This window comes from Alteromonas sp. 4NS20-0143, assembly GCF_057542855.1.
This window is the reverse complement of record NZ_BAAJLR010000003.1, coordinates 684,870-707,456: the sequence shown is the minus strand read 5'-3', so window position 1 is coordinate 707,456 and position 22,587 is coordinate 684,870. Positions and strand designations below refer to the sequence as shown.

15 protein-coding genes are annotated in these 22,587 nt (G+C 44.4%); 8 read left to right on the top strand and 7 right to left on the bottom strand.

Features of this window, described 5'->3' with window-relative positions:
* Positions 1-417 precede the first annotated feature (417 nt).
* Positions 418-1,383: a LysR family transcriptional regulator gene (locus AC27HD_RS10215; protein WP_487105527.1), complete on the top strand. Its 966-nt coding sequence runs from the start codon at positions 418-420 to the stop codon at positions 1,381-1,383.
* Positions 1,384-1,409: 26 nt separating this feature from the next.
* Here AC27HD_RS10215 and AC27HD_RS10210 read toward each other — a convergent pair whose 3' ends face one another.
* Complete coding sequence (locus AC27HD_RS10210) at positions 1,410-2,120, bottom strand: endonuclease/exonuclease/phosphatase family protein (RefSeq protein ID WP_487105526.1); 711 nt, start codon at positions 2,118-2,120, stop codon at positions 1,410-1,412.
* Positions 2,108-4,315: a VTT domain-containing protein gene (locus tag AC27HD_RS10205; RefSeq protein WP_487105524.1), complete on the bottom strand. Its 2,208-nt coding sequence runs from the start codon at positions 4,313-4,315 to the stop codon at positions 2,108-2,110. Before AC27HD_RS10205 ends, AC27HD_RS10210 begins: the two co-directional genes overlap by 13 nt.
* A 257-nt stretch (positions 4,316-4,572) precedes the next feature.
* Between AC27HD_RS10205 and AC27HD_RS10200 the strand changes: the two genes are divergently transcribed.
* The 3 genes from AC27HD_RS10200 to AC27HD_RS10190 all read left to right on the top strand — a co-directional run bounded on the left by AC27HD_RS10200 (position 4,573) and on the right by AC27HD_RS10190 (position 9,734).
* The gene (locus AC27HD_RS10200) at positions 4,573-6,315 is read left to right on the top strand and encodes a methyl-accepting chemotaxis protein (protein WP_487105522.1); all 1,743 of its coding nucleotides are present in this window, start codon (positions 4,573-4,575) and stop codon (positions 6,313-6,315) included.
* A gap of 359 nt (positions 6,316-6,674) precedes the next feature.
* Complete coding sequence (katG, locus tag AC27HD_RS10195; RefSeq protein WP_487105520.1) at positions 6,675-8,975, top strand: catalase/peroxidase HPI; 2,301 nt, start codon at positions 6,675-6,677, stop codon at positions 8,973-8,975.
* Between the two features lie 273 nt (positions 8,976-9,248).
* Positions 9,249-9,734, top strand: coding sequence for a hypothetical protein (locus tag AC27HD_RS10190; protein WP_487105518.1), 486 nt, complete (start codon positions 9,249-9,251; stop codon positions 9,732-9,734).
* A 58-nt stretch (positions 9,735-9,792) separates the two neighbouring features.
* Here AC27HD_RS10190 and AC27HD_RS10185 read toward each other — a convergent pair whose 3' ends face one another.
* Positions 9,793-11,037 (bottom strand): mechanosensitive ion channel family protein, encoded by a 1,245-nt coding sequence (locus AC27HD_RS10185; RefSeq protein WP_442853195.1) that lies wholly within the window; start codon positions 11,035-11,037, stop codon positions 9,793-9,795.
* Positions 11,038-11,676: 639 nt separating this feature from the next.
* Here AC27HD_RS10185 and AC27HD_RS10180 point away from each other — a divergent pair.
* Positions 11,677-13,101 carry a DEAD/DEAH box helicase gene (locus AC27HD_RS10180; RefSeq protein ID WP_487105516.1) on the top strand — a complete coding sequence of 475 codons (1,425 nt, stop codon included), beginning with the start codon at positions 11,677-11,679 and terminating at the stop codon, positions 13,099-13,101.
* Positions 13,102-13,131: 30 nt separating this feature from the next.
* On the opposite strand, the gene AC27HD_RS10175 is transcribed toward AC27HD_RS10180, so the two are convergent.
* Entirely contained in the window at positions 13,132-13,992 is an 861-nt protein-coding gene (locus AC27HD_RS10175; protein WP_487105514.1) for a thioredoxin domain-containing protein, read from the bottom strand.
* A 228-nt stretch (positions 13,993-14,220) separates the two neighbouring features.
* Between AC27HD_RS10175 and dld the strand changes: the two genes are divergently transcribed.
* Positions 14,221-15,954: a D-lactate dehydrogenase gene (gene dld / locus AC27HD_RS10170; protein ID WP_487105512.1), complete on the top strand. Its 1,734-nt coding sequence runs from the start codon at positions 14,221-14,223 to the stop codon at positions 15,952-15,954.
* A 212-nt stretch (positions 15,955-16,166) separates the two neighbouring features.
* Here the strand turns inward: dld and mmsB are convergent, their stop codons facing one another.
* Together mmsB and AC27HD_RS10160 are read right to left on the bottom strand one after the other, a co-directional pair.
* A complete protein-coding gene (gene mmsB, locus AC27HD_RS10165; protein WP_487105510.1) occupies positions 16,167-17,042 on the bottom strand; it encodes a 3-hydroxyisobutyrate dehydrogenase in 876 nt (291 codons plus the stop codon).
* Positions 17,043-17,088: 46 nt separating this feature from the next.
* Positions 17,089-18,588, bottom strand: coding sequence for a CoA-acylating methylmalonate-semialdehyde dehydrogenase (locus AC27HD_RS10160; RefSeq protein WP_487105508.1), 1,500 nt, complete (start codon positions 18,586-18,588; stop codon positions 17,089-17,091).
* A gap of 98 nt (positions 18,589-18,686) precedes the next feature.
* Between AC27HD_RS10160 and AC27HD_RS10155 the strand changes: the two genes are divergently transcribed.
* The gene (locus AC27HD_RS10155) at positions 18,687-19,574 is read left to right on the top strand and encodes a LysR family transcriptional regulator (RefSeq protein ID WP_487105506.1); all 888 of its coding nucleotides are present in this window, start codon (positions 18,687-18,689) and stop codon (positions 19,572-19,574) included.
* Positions 19,575-19,598: 24 nt separating this feature from the next.
* On the opposite strand, the gene AC27HD_RS10150 is transcribed toward AC27HD_RS10155, so the two are convergent.
* A complete protein-coding gene (locus tag AC27HD_RS10150) occupies positions 19,599-20,531 on the bottom strand; it encodes an AEC family transporter (RefSeq protein ID WP_487105504.1) in 933 nt (310 codons plus the stop codon).
* A gap of 184 nt (positions 20,532-20,715) precedes the next feature.
* On the opposite strand from AC27HD_RS10150, the gene AC27HD_RS10145 reads away from it, so the two are divergent.
* Positions 20,716-22,524 carry a diguanylate cyclase gene (locus AC27HD_RS10145; protein ID WP_487105502.1) on the top strand — a complete coding sequence of 603 codons (1,809 nt, stop codon included), beginning with the start codon at positions 20,716-20,718 and terminating at the stop codon, positions 22,522-22,524.
* The last annotated feature ends 63 nt before the right edge of the window (positions 22,525-22,587 follow it).

Below are 22,587 nucleotides of genomic sequence, written 5' to 3'. Positions count from 1 at the left end.
CTCTTTTACCAGCGAGGAAGAAAGAACATTATTTAGGGGTATAAGGAAAGTATTGAGCCTGTCCTCGAACCATTGATTTTATTGGTCTGTAGCTAGTTAAATCGATGCTTTAAATTTTTAGGGATGAGACGCCAGAAAAAACCATGCTGTATGTCGTAGTCGATAGATACGGCTGTACGTGAGAGGTTCTTGTGAACAAATTTGGGAGCAAATTTGGTGGCATATACTTTGCTGCTCTCGTCTATACAAAAGAGCAATGCTAAGTATGCTTGCTGTAAACGGCCTTATTGAGAACAGTCTCTGGCGATAAACCACTTAGCTATAAATTGCCGGCTTATTACTACCTATTCAACACAGCGGATGCGTGAGCAAGTATGCATCGGTGTGTTGATTCATAAATTTCACCGAGGTGGTGTTGTGCATTCAAAACAGTTGGAATATTTTGTTACCGCCGCGAAGAAAGGCAGTATTGCGTCTGCAGCACGAGCGCTCAGTATTGCTCAACCTGCGGTGAGTCAGCAATTGGCAAGCTTAGAAAGAGAGATTAAAGCCACCTTATTTAACCGCAGTTTTTCGGGCATAACCCTCACTGCTGCTGGCGAAATTTTCCTTACTCATGCAACGGCACTGTTAGAGCAAATGGATGTTGCCAAAAATGCAGTAAGTGAGGAAAGTCACTCGCAAAATAGAGTGATTAAAATTGGCGTTATTCCCTCTATTGGAAATGTGGTCTCGCTGCCGCTGCTTACTGAAATGGGTAAATCGAGTGAAAGATTAAAAGTAGAAATAAGTACAGGGCCTTCCTACACCATCAAAGACTGGCTTGAATCAAAGCACATCGATATCGCGTTAACTTATCGAGAAGCTGTCGATGATAAAAGCACACATGCTACCCCTTTGATTCAAGAAGAAATGCACCTGGTGTTTTCTGCATCCACTGAAAAGCGAGAGTTTGAATTTCTTCGTCATCGAGCAGAAGTTTCGTTTTGTGAGTTGCGGGAGATTCCATTACTCTCGCCGGGAATAAAAGATTCACTAGGGCAGTTAATTGCGTATTACGAACAAAAAACAGGTGTAATGTTAAATCACGATCACGCTTATTCCGGACAATTAATGACAGGCTTGCGACAAGTTATTAATGGTGAAGGCGTAATGATTCTGCCTACATCCGCTATTTTTCATCTCAAAGAGTCTGGCCTAGTCGAGTCAGTTAAAATCGTAGAGCCAGATATGCACCGCACGGTGTTCGCATTTACAGACAAAAATGCAGTTAAACAACGGCATATTCAACAAGCCTTGGGTACTATCAAAAAGGTGGTTAGCGCCGAATATGACCTTCAGCACTGGTGCGGCAAGCTTGAATTTGCCACATCAGTTACTTAGTTGCAGATAGTGATGATAACTGGCTACTAACCTTGTTCCGGTAATTCGATATCGATAAGCACAGGAAGATGATCAGACATTACTGCGGTTTTCTTGTCCTTAACTTTGCCGTACTTCTGCACGCGAATATCACTTGATACCCACACTCTGTCGAGTGAAAAAACAGGGAAGCCACTAGGAAATGTCGCCCCCATTTTTTGCTGGTGTAGCAATGTATTTAAAGACGTAAACGCTTTTGAGAAAAACTGCCACTCGTTAAAGTCGCCGGCAAGCACCATAGGTGTTGGGTGACTCTCCAACCGCTTTTCTAAATAGGTATGCAACAGCGAGAACTGAGATTTTCTCTCTTTTGTTTTAAGCCCTTTGTGCGTATTTACCACTGTTAACGGGCCTTTTTCCGTTTGAAGTTCAACTAACTGAACATTTCGCGGTTGCCTACCGTCCTGACTTACATCCAATGTTTCTGTAGACAAAACGTCAAAGCGACTCAACACTGCATTGCCGTACCACCCATCGAGCTCAGTAAGCGCCGGCGATGCAGTCAGACTAAACGCATTGTTGGCGCAGATATCGTTAATATCCTGCGCCGTATCCCTGTCACTTGGGCGGGTATCCATTTCCTGCAATAACACAATGTCAGCACCAAGTTGTGTTAAATACTGCCCAATCCTTTTGTAGTCATGCTGCTTATCTGTCCCTATGCCACCGTGAATATTATAAGAAACTATGCGGCACATTCTTCATTCTCACTGTTTTCCGACTGTTTATCAGACGCATTGGCCTGTTTCTTCTGTTGATAATAGCGTGCAAATTTTTGCGAGCCCCATATCAGAAACGCCCAAAGTAATATGCCTGCTACAAGGTAGCTAATCGACTCAATAGACGGGTTACGCCAAATCTGAGTAATAGAGTCTCCCACTAAGCCTTTCGCTATCATCGGTGGAAACATACCAAGAAAGGTCCCTACCAAGAATTGAAAAATACCGATAGATGAAATACCTGCTACCAAGTTCACTAGGCTGAAAGGGGCTACAGGCAGCATACGTATAGCGGCAACACCTACTATGCCGCTGCGCTTAAGTTTTTCATCAACGGCAGCAACTTTAGGCCCACCCAGTTTTCGTAAGCCGGCATTGCCCGAAAGCTTACCAATACCAAACAGTATGGCCGAGCTTAACAATGCTCCCATCATCCCGTAAACAGGGCCCCAAATAGGGCCAAAAATGGCCGCAACGGCGAGGGATAATACGGTAACAGGGAAAAAGAGAATGCCGCCTATTACATAAACAAGAAGCACAGTGGGTAGGGCAAAATAGGTGCCGCGACTTTCTTCTAAAAATGCATTGATGCTATCGGCACTTAGCCAAGAAATAGATTGGCTGGCCCAAAACATAAGACCGCCCAGTACCGCCAATACGGTTAAGCCGATGGCTATCATTATACTGCGGCGTCTTGGGTTTCTAGCCGGTGTCACAGCGCCGCCTAAAGTGGGAATAGAAATAAGCGGCTCTTCGGGGTCTGACAATGATCGAAAAAGATTGCTACTCGACTGCTCAGTAAATATTTCATCTCGCACTTCAGTTAATATGTAACCGTGTGCAATTTGGCCGCGCATAAGGGCGTCAACAGGCTGTGATTCTTTGAGAATCGTTTCCATGTCTTCTATCGTTCTGCCCGTATGCTCTGCTAAAAGGTCATTTCTCACATGGGCGATGCTTTGTCTATTTTGAGGTGTATTACCAAACAGTATGGTGTCAATTTCAGTATCTAAGGTCATTGAGCGGTTGCTCAAATTTGATGAGCCGATAACGAGATACTTATCATCAATGGTCATTACCTTTGAATGAATACGCTTGTATGCTCTGCGGCCCTGCATATCTTCAATAGACGAGTAGGTAACTTTTACTCGCTCAGGAGCGATGCCTTTTTCTAAGATAGATTTAAACTGTATTCTACTTGCCCAGAACGCTTCGCATTCAAACTTTCCCTTGGGCTCGTAAGAACTCACAATACACACGCTTAAGTCAGGCTTTAATTTGAGCTGCCTATTTAATGCTTCTGCAATTTCTTGGCGGGTGGTGAACTGATTTTCAATATAGATAATCGATTCAGCTTCGTTGATGAGGTCGAGTAGCATGTTGCGTACTTCTTGCGCGGGTTCTACTTCATCCATAAATGGGATGGTTCTAGCAAGTGCACACTCAACATCCTCAAAAATAGGGGGGTAATCTTGCGGCCATGATGGTGGAATAGGCGCATCTATACTTACATTTGCATCCTCTCTCACCACAATGGGAGTTTCGTTTGCTACACGCTGCCATCTCCAACGAACGAGTTTAGAGAAGTCGGCCACTACAGGACCGCTTGATACCATTTGAACGTCATGCAGGGGGCCATACTCGCCGTCTGGTCCGTCACGCTCTTCAGACACAACAGGATGATCCCTTGTATCCCAACGGTTGGTTGAAACATCCATTCCGCCAGAAAAAACCAGTTCGTCATCAACAAGTACAATCTTTTGATGTTGGCTTCCGCCCATTGGAATGGTGTCGTCGAGTTCGGTTTTTACATTGTCAGGGGTTTTTTCATCCCACGCTTCTTTTGCCCACATTTCTCGCTGAGCAAAAAAGGCCAATGAAGAATCCCAGCGAAGCAGGTAAACCTTCATATCGGGGTTTTGCTCAGCCTTCCATTTTAGCAAGTCGCTTATTCTACTTGGCGCTTCGCTTTGTTCTTCATCTTCACCACGCAGGAGGCGAATTCGACTATCGATGTCCCAGCCAACGATAAAAATACTGTGCTTTGCTTTGACAATCGCACTGTGCAACGCTTTGTAATAATTCCCGCAGTCAATCAGTGGCGCAGCAAACGTAGCATTGCTCTTTACCCAACAGTTTTCACCCGGTTCAAATATATTATTGTGCGATGTCATTACGTTACCCTTTGGCTAATCATTTCCTTTAACGAAGGGTAGTTGCAGAAATCGTTCCGTTTCTTTTAAGTCCTCTTTATTACTTTAAGGTTTTGTTTTTAAGCGGGTATTTTTCACTTGGAGCCTCATTAAATACTGAACCCCTAGCCACTTTATTGTAATAATTTCACGTTCTGGGGTCTTATTTTCGTTCTAGTTGGTAAAAACATCATTTTTCGCCTATATATTTGGGTACTAATAGTTCGGAGTTAAATAAGATGGCGTTTTTTTCCCGAGAAAATGCGGCTAAACAAGCATTATCCCAGTCAATACTTGCGGTTGTAACGATAGATGAAAATAATAATATAACGTTTTACAACGACGCTGCGACGCAGTTATGGGGGTACTCTCCCTCTGAAGTACTGGGCAAAAACATTAAAATGCTTGTGCCAAGAGAGCATCAATCAAATCACGACAGCTATGTGAATACCCACCGTAATACGAATGTGAATAAGATAGTTGGTAGCTCTCGAGAAGTAGAGCTAGAGACTAAGTCTGGGCAGCGGATATGGGTGCAATTAGCACTTTCCCAGGTCATCGTTGGTGGAAAGAAACACTACACCGCATTTGTACGGGACGTTACGGAAGAACGCGAAGCTCGAGAAATCGTAGAGCAAACCCTAGAGCAGGCCCTTGATGCAGTGGTGTGTATTAATGAACGCAACGAGGTGACGTTGTTTAATGCATCGGCTGAAAAGTTTTGGGGATATCGTCGTGAGGAAGTGATTGGGAAAAACGTCAAAATGTTGGTTCCCCAAGCCATTCAGGCAAATCACGACAACTATGTGAACGCAAACAGAGAGACTGGGCAGGATAAAATTGTTGGTACTAGTCGTGAAGTACGAGTAGAGCGAAAAGACGGTAAAGAATTATGGGGCAGACTGTCTCTTTCCAAGGTTCGGCTAGCAGATAGAACGCTGTACACCGCATTTGTGAGGGACGTTACTGAAGAAGTAGAGCAACGTGAATTACAGCGCATGCTGTCTTTAGTTGCTAATGAAACGGACAACGCGGTTATTATTTCAAACGCCGATGGGCTAATTGAGTATGTAAACAACGGTTTCTATCGACTTACCGGCTGGAGCTTAGACGAGGTTAAGGGTAAAAAACCAGGTTCGTTTTTACAAGGCGAAGAGACCGACCACAGAACCGTAGACGTTATTCGGCAGAAGCTTAAAAATCGCGAGGCGTTTTACGATGAAATCCTCAACTATCGCAAAGATGGCTCACCTTACTGGACGTCACTGTCTATCAATCCGGTTTTTAAAGAAGGCCAGTTAGTTAACTTTATTGCCGTTCAGGCCGACATCACTCGCGTTAAACAAATGGCCCTCGACTTTACCAATAAACTCAATGCCATTGGTAGTGCGCTTGTGCTCTTAGAAATGGAACCAGATGGTAAATTAATAGAAGCCAATAAGTTACTCAAAGAGACTATTAATGGTGCTTACGATTCTAAAGAATTTGCACGAGAGCTTATGTCTCGCCTTACCACTGAGGATTTATCGCAGCTGAATTCAACCGGCTTTGTATCTAAGATTTTAGAGTTTAAGAACAATGACAAATACTTAGCGTTTGACTCGAGAGTAAGTGCATTGAAGAACTTTAATGGGCAAATTACCCGATATGTATTTTTTGCTATTAATGTGTCTTCTCGCAAACAAGCGGTTAACGATACACAAGGGGCAATGCAAGAACTACTCACTACAAGTCAGACCATAAGCACTATTGTCGGTACCATTAACTCTATATCGGAACAGACAAATCTACTGGCGCTGAACGCTGCTATTGAGGCTGCACGCGCCGGTGAGATGGGAAGGGGCTTTGCAGTGGTTGCTGATGAAGTAAGAACCTTAGCCGGTAATTCTCAATCCTCATCAAATGAAATTGATAATCTTGTTAAAACGACGGTGTCGAAAATTGAAGAACTCGCTAAGTTAATCAAAGGCATTGACGGATAATACCTGCCGCGGCGTGTTAAGCACGCCGTTTTCGTTTTTACTTCTTTTAATAGGTAAGCAAGGAAAAGCAAGTCACCGTCACGCGTAACCCAGTCGGTACTAATCTGTAAACGATAATCTCGATTAAAATGTGAGGTCGATGCGAGTCATTGCGTTGGTTAAATCATAACTCCATGAAATTTAATAATAAATTTATTGATTGGAAAATACTATTAGGTGAATCCAATTTATTAACTATCGTAAGCTGAAACTTCTGACTATCTTTATCGTCGTTGAAAGTAAATGATTTGTTAATTGAATTTCGAAAGAAGAATTGTCTTTTTTCGTTTTGATACAACTAGCACCAACGGGATGAAAATATGACCATGATAAGGTTCAAAAAAACAACGCTATCTGCACTAGTAGCATTATCGTTAAGTGCAACAGGCGCCATTGCTAATCAAGAAATCAGCAAGCCAGCAGGCGCTAAAGGCACTGGAATGACCAAACCATTCCAAGCTAAGACCAATCAATTCTGGTGGCCAGATCAACTAGACTTATCTGCGCTTAGAGACCACGACAGCCGGTCAAACCCCCTTGGTGATGAATTTAACTACGCAGAAGCATTCTCAAAGCTAGACTTAGACCAAGTAAAAGCAGACGTTAACGAATTGCTCACTACGTCTCAAGACTGGTGGCCAGCAGATTACGGTAACTATGGCCCGTTCTTTATTCGTCTTTCTTGGCATAGCGCAGGTACCTACCGCACACTAGATGGTCGAGGCGGCGGTGATGGCGGTCAAATGCGCTTCAACCCGCTTAACAGCTGGCCAGATAACGGTAACCTAGATAAAGCACGTCGCTTACTATGGCCAATTAAGCAAAAGTACGGTGAAAGCCTTTCATGGGGCGACCTAATGATACTTGCTGGTACCGTAGGTATGGAAAACATGGGCTTTGACACATACGGGTTTGCAGCCGGTCGTACAGACGACTGGGAGCCGGACATGGTGTACTGGGGTCCAGAAGTGGAAATGCTGGCAAGTGATCGTGAAGAGCGCGATGGCGAGCTAAAACGTCCATTGGGTGCAACGCACATGGGTCTAATTTACGTAAACCCAGAAGGTCCTAAGGGTGTTCCTGATCCTATGGGCTCGGCGAAAAACATTCGAACTGCGTTTAAACGTATGGCGATGAACGATGAAGAAACCGTAGCGCTAATCGCCGGTGGTCACACCTTTGGTAAAATGCACGGTGCGCACAAACCTGCCGATTGCCTAGAAGGCGAGCCGGGTGCTGCGGGTTTAGAAGAGCAAGGTTTGGGTTGGAAAAACAACTGTGGCAAAGGGCATTCTGAAGATACAGTAACCAGTGGTTTGGAAGGAGCTTGGACACAGGCACCGACGAAATGGACTAGCTTGTATTTGTCAAACTTGATGGGCTTTGAGTGGAAGCAAACGCGCAGCCCAGCAGGTGCAGTACAGTGGATCCCTAAAGACGAATCTGCACATCAGTCTGTTCCAGATGCACACGTTGAAGGCAAAATGCACGCGCCAGTGATGACCACTGCCGACCTTGCATTAAAATACGACCCTGAGTATCGCAAAATTGTAGAACGCTTCTTAGCAGATCCAAAAGAATATCAAACTGCATTCGCGAAAGCTTGGTTTAAACTTACGCACCGCGATATGGGGCCAAAGGCTCGCTACTTGGGTAACGATATTCCAGAAGAAAACTTCACTTGGCAAGACCCGGTACCCGTTGCAGATTACAAAGCCATTTCAGCGGACGATGTGAAAGAGTTGAAAGGCGAAATTTTAGATACTGGTCTTTCAGTACAAGAGCTTGTTAAAACAGCATGGGCTTCTGCAGCGAGCTTCAGAGCTTCAGATTACCGTGGTGGTGCAAACGGTGCGCGCTTAGCGCTTGCGCCTCAAGCAAGTTGGGAAGCGAACGAGCCAGAATTGGTGAAGTCGGTTATCGCTAAGCTTAAAGAAGTGCAAGACGACTTTAATTCTCAAATGTTTTCGAAGAAGAAAGTATCGTTAGCCGATTTGATTGTTATCGGTGGCGCTGCCGCTATAGAGAAAGCAGCATCGAATGCAGGTGTTAGTGTAGAAGTGCCTGTTGTGGTAGGCCGTACCGACGCGACGCAAGAGCAAACAGATGTGAATGCTTTCTCATTGCTTGAGCCAACAGCAGATGCATTTAGAAACTACTACGATGCAGAAGCAAGCTATCGCTCGCCAACTGAAATGCTAGTAGACAAAGCAGATCAGCTAAGCTTGACTGTGCCAGAGATGACGGCACTTATCGGTGGAATGCGTACACTTGGCGCCAACACTGGAGATAGCAAGCACGGCGTATTTACGGACAACGTTGGCGCGTTAAGCAACGATTTCTTTGTTAACTTGCTCGACATGTCGACAAAGTGGAGAAAGACCGATGATCCAGCTGTTTACGAAGGCGTAGATCGCAGCTCAGGTGAAGTGGTTTACACAGGAACGCCAGTTGATCTAGTGTTCGGTTCAAACAGTGAATTACGCGCAGTTGCAGAAGCTTATGCTTATGACAATGCCAAAGAGCGCTTTGTTACTGACTTTGTTGATGCATGGACAAAGGTGATGACGCTAGACAGATTTGACTTGCGTCACGATGTTACCGCAAAGCTAGAAATGTAATTAAACACTAAGCAGTAAAAAACGGGGCATTAGCCCCGTTTTCCTTTTCTAAAACCCTATGATCTTCCTAAAACACGATATTCTTTTTAAGACCCTATGTTCTTTCTAAAATACAGTGCTTTTCAAACGGCGTATTCTGGTTTCAGTTAACCCGCTTTACAGCTAAATGCATGATAGTTACGATTATCATCAATTTATTTAAGGCCTGTGGTATTAATAGGTCGAAGACAGCACTGCATTCGGTGCTTTTGGTCGTTAACAGGCAATAAATTTATGACAAGCCCACAGCGTACGCTCGTCGCGCTAGATATGTTGAGTGACGATATAAACCTACTGAACGACTCACAGGTTAACAGTGAACTTCATTTCAAATTACTCAGCGATTTCTTAGTACAGCTCAATCAGTTAAACGATAGTGTGCAGCAAGAATCGGAAGCTGCAATGAAACGCCTTTTTGTCGGCTCTCTTTTTGAACAGTCCATTAGCCGTAAATCCATGATCACGGTATACATGAAGCTGTTGAATTATGTTCTTACAGCATGGGACGCAACCCTTAAAGCCGATGCAATTATTAACAATAACTTTGATAACAATGCGGATGTTCGATTAGAGCTTTTGCAAGTGAAGGCAATAAAGGCTAAATCACAACTAAAAACAGTGGCCTCGGCCATGGGCAAGCAAGACTATGAAGTGTTTTGCAGCTTACTAGGGCTTACTGCTGATAAGTGGCAGTGGGACACACTGCGCGCTCGGTTTTAAGCCAGTAGCGCGCAGGTAACAATGTTATGAACCAGATCTATATAACTAGAGCCAAGCGTTATTCAGAAGTTTTTATACTCATTTTAGACACTGCGTCACTTTCATTGAGTACACGTACTTCACGTTGAGGGAAAGGTATCTCAATATTGTGTTCTCTCAAGGTTTCAAAAACCGTCAATAGCAAGTCGCCACCCACGCGATTTTTGCCGTCGTCTACCCCTTCCATCCAAAACTCAATGAACATATTAACCCCTGAGTCGCCAAAACTATCAATTTCACAGTCTGGCTGTTCTTCAAATGGAATGCCTTCACCGCCTATCACCTGCGGATGGTCAGCAACAGCAGATTTCACAATTTCAACCATCGCGCGGATATCGGTTTTGTACGCCACTGAAAAATCGATGCGATAGCGCTGTTTTGAATCTTTGTGCGTCCAGTTGATAAGCAGTGAGCTGATGAATTTTTCGTTGGGCACTAAAATATCTTTGCCATCAAAGGTTTCTAATACTGCGTAACGCATCTTAAATTCGCGAACTATCCCTTTTCGTCCGTCCTCTAGCTCTACGTAGTCGCCAACGGTTAATGAGCGGTCGAGTAGAATAATAATACCGGAGATAAAGTTTGAGGCGATAGACTGTAAACCTAAGCCTAGTCCAACACCCAAGGCTCCACCAAATACGGCTAATGCGGTTAGGTTTATGCCCATTACATTGAGCAACAAAATAAACGCTACGCAAAATAGTGCTACTTCAAAAAGCTTTGCAAACACTTCTTTTGTCGATAAATCTAGCGACTTATGGTTTCTGATAATGTCTTGGCCAATGGCATTGGAGCTACGGCCTAGCCAAAAGAGAAGTCCACCAAAAAGCACAACGCGAGCAACGCCATAAGCAGAAATCTGAACATTGCCCACCGAAATAGCAATAGATGCCAAGGCCTCATTAATTATAGGGAGTAGCCCAATAAGGTGTAAAAACAAAATAGGCAAACCCACAACTCGCATAAGCCGCGCAGTAGATTTATTTTCTACAAAACCGTTAATAATAGAATTCACAAAAATGAGCACGGCAACTACGACGGCGATATCTAATAGCCATGCGTCAAACTGAAACCGTTCTCCAAGTACAGTAGAAAACTTGAGTAAACTGATAGTAATGATAGGGAATAGGGCGCGGCCGGCGTTGTACAAAAAACCATGCAGTGTATGGGCCCCGTGCTGCGGCTTGCTTTTGGTAAATCTGAGTGACTTTTCAATCTGTCTTGAAAACAAAAACGCGCTTAAATAGATAAAAGCAATAATCATCAGTTGAATATAAAAGCTAGTCGACAGCAACGACGACTCAATAATGAGTAGCTTACTTTCTACCGCTTGATAAAAGTGCTCTATGTTCATTCTGTTTATTTCTCCAAAAGCATACGACTATGTATGCAGCAAACGCGTTTTATACTGTATCTTTGATTTGGTAAAGTTTTATTTTTTACAGTGGCTGTTTATTTTTATTGCATGCTATTAATACAGAATAATTGCACCTCTGGAAACGTAGCGAGAGCGCAAAGTTCATAGTTGCCAAAAAAAGTTGCCAAAATCCGTACAGCATAGATAAACAGCCCTTAGTCTAGCACAGTCAATAAATAGCCGAAAAAGCGAAAAATAATGAAGCGCAGAAACGCCATGATTAAAAAGTGTGCTGGTTATCACATGCTATAAATGATAGACTCCGCGCGCGCTTTGACAGGATAGTAGCGTGCGTTTATTCCATCTTGTACTATAAATCAAAAGAGCTTTTTAAGTCGCTTCGGTGCCTTGGTCATCCCCTTTATATTTTAAACCCATCGGTTAGCAAAATAGCCCATCGGTTAGCAAAACGGCATTCTCGCTTCACCCACAGGTACCTACTGCTTTATCAGACAAAGCAACAATTTTTCAGGAGTTAGTTATTTAATGTCATTTTCCCAGCTAGGGCTTGCCGAGCCGTTGTTGAAAGCAATCGAAAAACAAGGGTTTAGCAAACCATCACCTATTCAAGAAAAAGCAATTCCCGTCGTGATGGAAGGGAAGGATGTACTTGCTGCTGCGCAAACCGGAACCGGAAAAACTGCAGGGTTTGGCTTGCCTATTTTGCACAATCTATTAGATGGTAAAAAAGCGTCGGGCAACAATATTAGAGCCTTAGTGCTAACGCCTACTCGAGAGCTAGCCGCCCAGGTTGAAGAAAGTATTCGTTCGTTTAGCACTTTTGTGCCGTTAACGACGGCAGTTGTATTTGGTGGTGTAGGTATAAACCCGCAAATGATGAAGTTGAGAAAAGGTGTTGATGTGCTTATCGCCACGCCTGGTCGTCTTCTCGATTTATATCAACAAAATGCTGTGAAGTTTTCTCAGCTAGAAGTACTCGTATTAGATGAAGCTGACAGAATGTTGGACATGGGCTTTATCCACGACATTAAAAAAGTACTAAAACTGTTGCCCGCGAAGCGTCAAAGCCTACTTTTCTCTGCCACATTTTCACCAGAAATTACAGCATTAGCGCAAACGATCACTCGCGATCCAGTTCACATCTCTACGGCGCCAGCAAACACCACCGTAGACTCAGTGAAGCAGCATTTGATTACTGTAGACAAGTCTAAAAAGACGTCAGCGCTTATTAGCTTAATTAAGCAGGAAAAGTGGAGCCAGGTACTCGTATTTAGCCGTACCAAGCACGGTGCCAATCGTGTTGCCGACAAATTGTCGAAAGCGAAGATTCCAGCAGCCGCTATTCATGGTAATAAAAGCCAGGGTGCGAGAACTAAAGCACTATCAGATTTTAAATCAGGCGACATTAATGTGTTAGTAGCAACCGACATCGCCGCTCGAGGCATCGACATCAGTGAACTACCTATTGTTGTGAATCTTGATTTGCCAAATACGCCTGCAGATTACGTTCATCGAATTGGTAGAACAGGACGCGCTGGTTCAAGCGGACAAGCATGGTCTTTTGTCAGTGTAGATGAACTTCAAAGTCTTAAAGATATTGAAACCCTCATTCAAAAACTGCTTCCAAGAGAGACGTTAGAAGGGTTTGCACCTCAGGTGCCGGTTCCAGCCACCACACTGTCTGCGCCGAAAAAGCCTAAGAAGCCTAAAGCGGCAAAAACGTCCGATAGTGCAAATCGATCTCAGGGTTCTGAGAATGGACGAAGCGCAAACCGAGGCGGTGCTAATAAGAGCGGTGCAAATAAAACTGGGGCTCAGTTTAAAAATAAGAGACGCAGCTCATCAAATACGGAAGGTGGCAATCGCGGTAATTCTGCGGGCCAAAGTCAGTCTAAAGGTAACGGCAGCAGTCATTCTGCCGCCAGACGCTCAAAGCCCCAAAACGCTTAGGGCGCTATTTAGCACGCTATTTAGGACGGGTCACTGCCATGAAAAAGGGCCATGCTCAGTGAGTGTGGCCTTTTTGGTTTCTAATGACCCTTCACCTGGGTTTAGCTGTGCTTGAGTTCGTTCCATTAGCTCCTTTTGTAGGGTAGCGCGAAACTGGCGTACTTCTTTCCACATAGCGTAAAAATTGTCAGCTGTGTCACCTTCCAAGTCACCGCTGATATCATCTTTTAACAAAGGTGATAGCTCTTTATAAGCTTCCTGCAAACGAGCAGCATACTGCGCGTTATAAGACATCTCTTCAGGCGTGGGAGTATAAGACTGCAATACAGCGATTTCTTGCTCACTTAATTCGCCATGAGCGGTAAAATATTCAACATAATCAATAAGCGGAATGCTATCGGCATGTGCCCACCTCGCCATACTGGCGCGATTAAGTAAGGCTCCTGTGTTAGGTTCAACAATCATCACAGTGGGCGTCGCGTAATAAATGGGGTAATCAAACCGTTCAGTGATGCTGCGTCTATCCTCAAGTAAACCTACATCCACAAGTAAGGTTGTATAGTGTTTTTCTAAGATAGGCTGAAGTGCTTCCGATTCAAAGTGTGAGGCCAGTCCCGTACTGTCATGGCACCACTGAGCACCTAGCACTACCAATAAAAGCGTGTCGTTATTTTTTGCCTTTTCTTGTGCATCAATCACATCCTGTAAAGGGGATTCGCTAGGCGCATAAGAGAGCGTACTTTTATCACTACTTTTGCTATTGGCCGCCATCGTTGATGTAGCAAATAGCAGTGAAGATAGGACAGTTATCACCATTACGGATAACAGGCGTGCGGTTAATAGGCGTGCGGTTAAAAGGAATAGGGCAGAGGGCTGAGCTGTTGATTTCATTTTTTGTTGTCATATGAATATGTTGTCTGCATTCAATGTATCACAACTCAACAAGGAACCGCATATTCAACGCTACGCTTTAAAAAAGCTTATGCGGTTACCGGTTTTAGCCTCATTAAATATAAGTAAATTGTATTAAGAACCTAACGGTTCCCTCTTTGTTCTATTTCGCATTCGTGTATAGTTCCTCACCAGCAAGAAATTCCTGTTTTTAACGTAGAGAGACCCATGGCCGTGCACCTTGATACCCAGTCGTTGATTGCGTCTATGCAAAATGTTGTTGGACAATCTTATTTACTAACCGACTCAGCCAAAAAGCAGCCTTACTGTAAAGGCATTCGCTTTGGCTCTGGTGAAGCGTTAGCAGTGGTAAGACCGGGTTCGCTGGTAGAAATTTGGCGAGTGTTAAAGCTGTGTGTCGATGCAGACGTTGCAGTCATTATGCAGGCAGCAAATACAGGCCTTACTGGCGGCTCTACGCCTGATGGAAAAGAATACGATAGACCCCTTGTTATCATCAGCACTATGCGTATCGACGATATTCAGTTAGTGAACGAGGGCAAGCAAATAGTTGGCCTTGCAGGCAGTACGTTATTCGGTTTAGAAGAGCAGCTAGCGCCTTATGGCCGAGAGCCTCATTCAGTGATTGGTTCTTCATGCATCGGCGCATCAATAGTGGGCGGCATTTGTAATAATTCTGGCGGGGCGCTTGTTAAGCGCGGACCAGCCTATACCGAACTTGCTTTATTTGCACAAATTGACGCGGACGGTACGCTCTCACTGGTGAATAACCTCGGCATCAAATTGGGCAATGATCCTGAAGAAATCCTTGAGAATCTAGAAAACAAACGTTGGACAGATGCTGATGTAGAGCAGCCTGATGCAAGGGCGTCGGACAATGAATACGATGCTAGGGTGCGAGACGTCGATTCAGACACACCATCGCGCTATAACAACGATGGTCGCAGACTGCATGATGCCTCTGGATGTGCGGGAAAACTTGCCGTATTTGCCGTTCGTTTAGACACCTTTCCCATACCGGATAAAAAGCAGGTGTTTTATGTGGGTTCAAACGATGCGAACGTGTTTACTTCGGTGCGCAGAGATATCCTCTCTACTTTTAAACATTTACCAGATTCCGGTGAGTATTTGCATCGCGACTGTTATGACGTGTCGAAGAAATACGGTAAAGACATGTTTATTGTTATCAATAAACTTGGAGCAAAGTTTATTCCTCAACTGTTTGCGTTTAAACGTAAGTTCGATGCGTTTGCGGATAAACTAGGGTTTTTACCCAATAAAATGTCAGACCGTGTTATGCAGACCTTTAGCTATTTGTTTCCCAATCATTTGCCCAAACGCATGGATGAATTCAGAGATAAATACCAGCACCACTGGATTTTAGAAATGAGTAATGATGGTGTTGATGAAGCTCGCCAATACCTCAATGAATTTTTCAAAACCAACGAAGGTGGCTATTTCGAATGTACCGAAGATGAAGCCGATAAGGCCATACTTCATCGCTTTGTAGCGGGTGGTGCAATTGGTCGTTATCATATTATGCACGGCAAGGAAGTGGGCGCTATGATGACGATAGATGTGGCCCTTCGTCGTAACGACCCTGCATGGTTTGAAGTACTCCCTAAAGATATTGATGAGCAGATAGACACGAAGCTGTATTACGGCCATTTGTTTTGCCACGTGATGCATCAAAATTATATTGTCAAAAAAGGCGCTGATGCAAAAGTGCTAAAAAATAAAATATTAACCACCTTTGACGAGCGCAAGGCGGAATACCCAGCAGAGCACAATGTGGGGCATGAGTATGCAGCCAAAGAAACACTGCGTAACTTCTATCGAGAGCTCGACCCAACGAATAGCTTTAACCCAGGTATAGGCAAAACTACGAAGTTTAAAAACTGGGCTGATGAAGCTGGTGGCTGTTGTGGCGGTCACGACTAAGCAGTTATAAGAGACAGTTATAAAGAAGTAGTTTTTAAAGGAGTAGGTTTAGCTAAGCGGTGTTAACCACAAGCCTTAACAACAGACTTCAAACTGTTAAAAATAAAAAAAGCCGATATTGATATGTCCACAATGTGACACTCAATATCGGCTTTTTTGTGGCCTAGTTTTTAAATATTTTAAGCTCTGAAGCTTGAAGTTTACAGGTTAGCTTAGGCAAGCTTATTGATAATGGATGAAAAATCGAGTGAGCCATTGCCTTCATCACAGTGTTGCTCAAACCACTTGGCCGCAAGTTCGCCCATAGGCACTTGAGCATCAACTCCTTCAGCACCCTGCATGGCCAGCGTTAAGTCTTTAAGCATAAGTGCTGAGGCAAAGCCGCCAGCAAAATCTTTATCAGCGGGACTTTGCGGACCTACACCTTTTACTGGGCAGTAAGTGGTTAATGACCACGTTTGACCGGAGGCATTAGACGCAATATCAAAAAACACTTGAGGGTCTAAGCCTAGCTTTTGCGCCAGCTGCAGACTTTCGCAGGTGGCTATCATTGAGGCACCTAACAACATGTTATTGCAAATTTTAGCTGCCTGACCTGCGCCATGGCCTCCTGCATGGACAATTTTCTTGCCCATTGCTCCGAGCACGCCCTGCGCTTTTTCAAACGCATCGGCATCACCGCCCACCATAAAGGTAAGCGTTCCCGCCGCAGCCGCCGCTGTTCCACCAGAAACAGGGGCATCCAGCATTTTCAATCCGTGGCTTTCGGCTAATTCAGATACTGCCTTTGCTGTGCCCACATCAATGGTTGAGCAGTCTATAAGCAACGTATTTTTATCCACATTAGCCAGTATTTGATTGGCGTAGATATCGTGCACATGCTTTCCGGCAGGCAGCATGGTTACTACAATTTCAGCGCCTTTTACAGCGTCAACCGCAGAAGATGCGACCTTACAGCCAACCCCTTTAGCTCTGTCTAGCGCGGCCTCGCTAAGGTCGAACGCCGTTACATCAAAATTGCCTTTAACCAGGTTGTCGGCCATGCCAGAACCCATGTTACCTAGGCCAATAATTGCAACTGTAGTCATCGTTTAAACTCCTTATCCTACGTGTTATCGAGGGCGTGTGATCTCATTAGCCCATGGTAGGGATGACAAACGCGTTATCGTTGGTGTCTGAGCCATCAGGCCAACGCTGCGTGATAGTTTTCACTTTCGTCCAGAACTTAACGCCTTCCATACCGTGCTGGTTAGTGTCTCCAAATGAAGAGCGCTTCCAGCCACCAAAGGTGTGATAAGCAACAGGCACCGGGATAGGTACATTAATACCCACCATGCCCACGTTGACTCGCTGGGCAAATTCACGGGCCGCGTGACCGTTACGGGTGTACATGGCTACCCCGTTACCGTATTGATGGTCGCTGGCAAGATTAACCGCTTCATTAAAGTCGTTAGCTCGCACAATTTGCAGTACCGGGCCAAAAATCTCTTCTTGGTAAGAACGCATGTCTTTAGTTACATGGTCAAACAACGTAGGTCCGATAAAAAAGCCTTTGCTGTCAGTGGGGATTTGCGCGTTACGACCGTCGTAAACAAGCTCGGCGCCTTCCTCAATAGCAAGGTCGATGTAGCCTTCAATTCGCGCTTTGTGCTCGCCGGTAACTACAGGTCCGTAATGGGCATTCGGATCTTCAGAATGGCTAACCATAATGTCTTTGATTGCTGGAATGAGTTTTGCCTTGAGCTTCTCTGCCGTTTCTTCACCTACAGGCACTACTACTGGCAGCGCCATACAGCGTTCGCCCGCAGAGCCATATGCCGCGCCTACAAGGTCAGCGACAACTTGGTCAAGGTCGGCATCGGGCATAATAATGCCGTGGTTTTTAGCGCCGCCCATGGCCTGAACTCGTTTGCCAGCTCGTGCTCCACGCTCGTAAACGTAGTTTGCAATGTCGCTTGAGCCTACAAAGCTCACTGCTTTGATATCTTTATGGTCTAAAATGCCGTCTACGGCTTCTTTGTTGCCGTGAACCACATTGAGTACGCCGTCGGGTAAACCCGCTTCTGTCATTAGCTTCGCTAACTCTACCGGTACAGATGGATCGCGCTCAGACGGCTTCAAAATAAACGAGTTACCGCACGCTATTGCCACACCAAACATCCACATTGGGATCATGGCAGGGAAGTTAAACGGTGTTATACCTGCTACCACGCCTAAGGCCTGACGCATAGAGTACACATCGATGCCTGGCCCTGCGCCTTCGGTATATTCACCTTTTTGAGCATGAGGGATGCCGCAAGCAAATTCGATAACTTCTAAACCGCGCTGAATGTCGCCCTGCGCATCGCTTAATACTTTTCCGTGTTCGCTCGATAATAGCTGCGCTAGTCGGTCGCGGTTAGCTTCAAGCAACTCTTTAAACTTAAACATTACCCGTGCGCGGCGCTGCGGGTTAGTCGCTGCCCATTCAGTTTGAGCTGCTAGCGCAGAATCGACAGCTTTTTGTAATGTATTTTGATTGGCTAAGAATACTTCAGCTTGAACATCGCCTGTGTTTGGTGCGAAAACTGACGCAGTGCTTTCTGACTCGTCGCTGTATGATTTACCTGCGATATAATGATTAATTTGTCTCACGTAATTACTCCTAGATTTTTTTACAATATTGAAACCTTGTGTTTGCAAGATCAATACATATACTTACAGCTTGGTGCTGTAAAAATGCAGGTGTATTGATGAATTGGGATGACATGAGGCTGTTTCTCGGGCTGGCGAGAAACGGTCGGGTAGCAATTGCAGCTAAAGGACTTGAGTTAGATCCCACTACACTTATACGCCGTGTAAAAAAGCTTGAGGATTCTCTAAATTGCAAATTATTTGAGTTAACGAACAAGGGATACGTTTTAACGTCTCATGGCGTTAAGCTAGTTAACTACATCGAGAAAGCCGAGCATTATTTTCTTGAGGCGCAAAATGAGCTACATGATGAGCGTTCACACCTAGCGGGTACTATTCGAGTAAGTGTATCAGAAGGGTTTGGCAATTGGTTTTTAGCCCCGCGGCTTCCCGAATTTAAGCGTCTGTTTCCTGGTATTTGTATTGAGCTTGTGGCAACGAGCGGTTTTTTAAACTTGAATAAACGAGAAGCGGATATTGCCATTCTTCTTGAGAAGCCAAGTAAAGGATTACTCGTTACTCAAAAGCTTACTGAATACTGTCTATATTTGTATACCAAAGCGTCTTTAGTTGAAGAGGGGAAGCCAGAGTCTCTTAGTGAACTCGCCCAATTTAACTTAGTTAGTTACGTGCCTGACCTGGTATTTGCCCCACAGCTCAAATTTATTGAGGAAACCGCATTATCTCAACTAAGCGCGTTAAGAAGCACAAGTATTCATGCTCAATACCAAATGTTAATTAACGGCGCTGGGGTAGGCATATTGCCTAAGTTCATTGCAGAGCATCAGCAAGGGCTTACTCGACTTTTAGAAAAAGATATCCATATTAAACGCACGTTTTGGTTGGCTACCCACAAAGAAACCCACTCTCAAGCTCGTTTTCAGGCCTTTATTAACTGGCTTACTGACGAGGTGAAAAAGGAAAGTAAACGTTTCTGCGACAGCTAGGTCAATTCGGTCTGGTTGTTTGAGCTACACCAACCCAAGCGCTGACAAAGTGCCGAATCCCAAAGCCGTAATAGGTAAAGAGGCGAGGGTACTTACTGCAATGATACTCGCGGCTAAACGATGATCGCCGCCTAAATTTCGCACCATGATATAGCTGGCCGCTGCCGTAGGAGCAATAGAAAGTAACAGCAACACCCCCAAACTCATGCCTCGTATGCCCACCAAATATGCCATTCCAACTAACAGCGCAGGGTAAACAATACATTTACTTATTGTCGTGACGACAATGTTGTACCAATCGCTCGAGAAAGACCGAAATTGCAACGAAGCCCCAGTACAGATTAACGCGAGCGGTAACGTTAACTGAGCAAAGTACTCCCCAGTTTTAAGTACCACTTCAGGTAACTGCCACTGATAGTAAGAAAATGGCAGGGCCATAACGATAGACAAAATTAACGGGTTTTTAGCAATTCCCTTTATTTGATTAATTGGCGCACTCAAGCCTATTTGATAAAAATTGAGAATAAAAACCGATAACACGTTGTACAAAATAGTAATACAACCCATGTATACCGAGGCAGCCGCTAGCCCCTCCTGCCCGTAGGTATTAGCCGCATATGCAAGGCCAATAATGCCCATGTTTGCCCTAAACCCACCCTGTACAACTACGCCTTTTGCATTGGCCTCGGTAACAGTAAAGTGCGCAAGAACAACAAGAGCAGTAAACATGGCCAACGTACCCACAAGACCGATAGCAACCAATGGAAGGTTAGCCGCTTTGGAAAAATCAGACTGACTAATAGAGAGAAACAACAGCGCAGGTAGGGCTAAGTTAAAAACCAACTTAGACCCAGATTCTACAAAGCCATCGTTAAGCCATTTGATGCGTACAAAGTACCAACCCAGAAGTAATAGGATGAGAACGGGAAATAAGGTGCTGGTAATGAATGAAAGCATTGGAAAAATTAAGTGGTCGACGGGAATAATCAGCGTACCAAACTTTTGACTTACACGGAGGTTTTCTCGATGAAAGAGGGTAAGCTCGTACTTATTTTTTGCTTAAACTAACTTATCAATTAAAAAATATTCACAAATTCTTACAAAAAGAGTAAATTTCATTAATCGGCTTTTTAAGGGAAGTATGGTGGGCCAGCAAAATAGATTGAAGGGTGCTCGCGCCTTTTTCACAATGATGATTTATTTCGTTTGTGGGTTTATCTCGTGGTATGCCTCTGCTCAACCTAACACTATTAACAGTGATACTAACTCTAACTTAAACACCGATACCGATATCAAAAGTAGCGCAGACAGCAAGTTTGTAGTTATTTCACCCTCCGACGATCACCGCTCTCTGGTAAACAGTAAACTCTTTTTAAGTAAGCCTGACAATACTATTACTACCGCTCAACAAGCACTGAGAGCATTCAATGGCGGTGAATTCATTGAAAACACCGCTAATCGAGTGAGTTTTGGTTTTACTGAAGAGGTGCTGTGGGCTGTATTACCTATTCAAGCGGATACAACTAGGGATTGCGGGTTATCTAGTGTTATCGAAATTGACAATGCGTGGCTAGATGTTGTCGATATCTTTTTTATTTCCGGTAATGAAATAGTGAGGCAGGAGTCGCTAGGCGATACTGAGGCGATAAGCGGGCGTACATACAACGCTAGAATGCCCTCAGTAAGCTACGTATTTCCTACTGGCGACACCTTTGTCGTGTTTCGCTTGATGTCTCAAGATCCCATGACAATCCCGGTTTACCTCAGCAGCGAAAGTGCAACAAACAGTGTCATGCTTGAAAATGCCTATTTTTATGGCTTTTTATATGGTGCGTTGCTTATTTTGCTGGTGTATAACTTGGTGCTTTACACCTACCTCAGAGAACGCAGATACTTACTCTATTCCTGCTATTTACTTGCTTTTACTGCCTTTAATTTCACTTATACAGGCCATGGTTACTGGTGGCTTTGGGGTGAGATGCCATCGGTGCAGCAATGGCTCATGCCCACTCTTATGCTGTGTTACATAACCGCAGGTGTAACTTTCACTATTGAGTTTTTAAACGTTAAGAAGTACTTACCCTCGCTGTTTGCCAAACGCAAATTCATATACGCAGGGTTGCTTGCCTTAGCCGTCGTTATGCTGGCCTATGGCAGTCAGCAATTTGCCATTATGTCGCAGCTGGTTATTTTAACCACGCTGTCGTTGTGGATGCTTCTTATTGGCGTAATGTGTTACAAAAACGGTAATGTGTTAGCGGCGTTTTTTGTGCCAGCAATTGTACTTGGCACTGGTGGTGCGACGGTATCGAGCTTGGCAACATGGGGCGTTGTGCCCTACTCACAGTGGGCATTTAGAGGTATAGAGCTTGGCATGCTGCTGGAAATGTCGCTACTGTCAGTTTCCTTAGGGTTTAATTTTAAAGAAGTATATAAAGCTCGGTTAAGCGCAGAGTTTACGTCTAGAATCGATCCACTTACTAACCTGTATAACCGCAGAGCATTTACGCAATTAGTGTATCCCATCTGGGAGCTGGGCGTTCGTAAAAAGCAGCGCATGTCGATTGTGTTAATCGACTTAGATTGGTTTAAACAAATTAACGACGAATTTGGACATGACGCAGGTGACGCTGTTCTAGAATTAGTTGCCAAAACTATCAAGGCGAGAGTACGCAGCTCTGATTTGGTTTTTCGATGGGGAGGAGAAGAGTTTTTACTATTTTTGCCAGACACCAGTGTGAGTGATGCCAAAGCACTCGCAGAAAACCTGCGTTTGAGTGTAAAAGAGGTAACCAGTGAATTCATTACTACAGTGACTACCAGTATTGGTGTTGCGGCATTTAGCGCTCAAGAATCGGGTGAGACCAAGATTGAAGGGCTCATTAAAGTAGCCGACAAAGCACTCTATGAAGCTAAGCAGAAAGGAAGAAATTGCGTGGTAGTAGGCTGATAAACGCTTTAAGCGCAAAGTTTTAGCGCTTTTTATGTGTTTGCTCATTGTTGAGCATTGGCG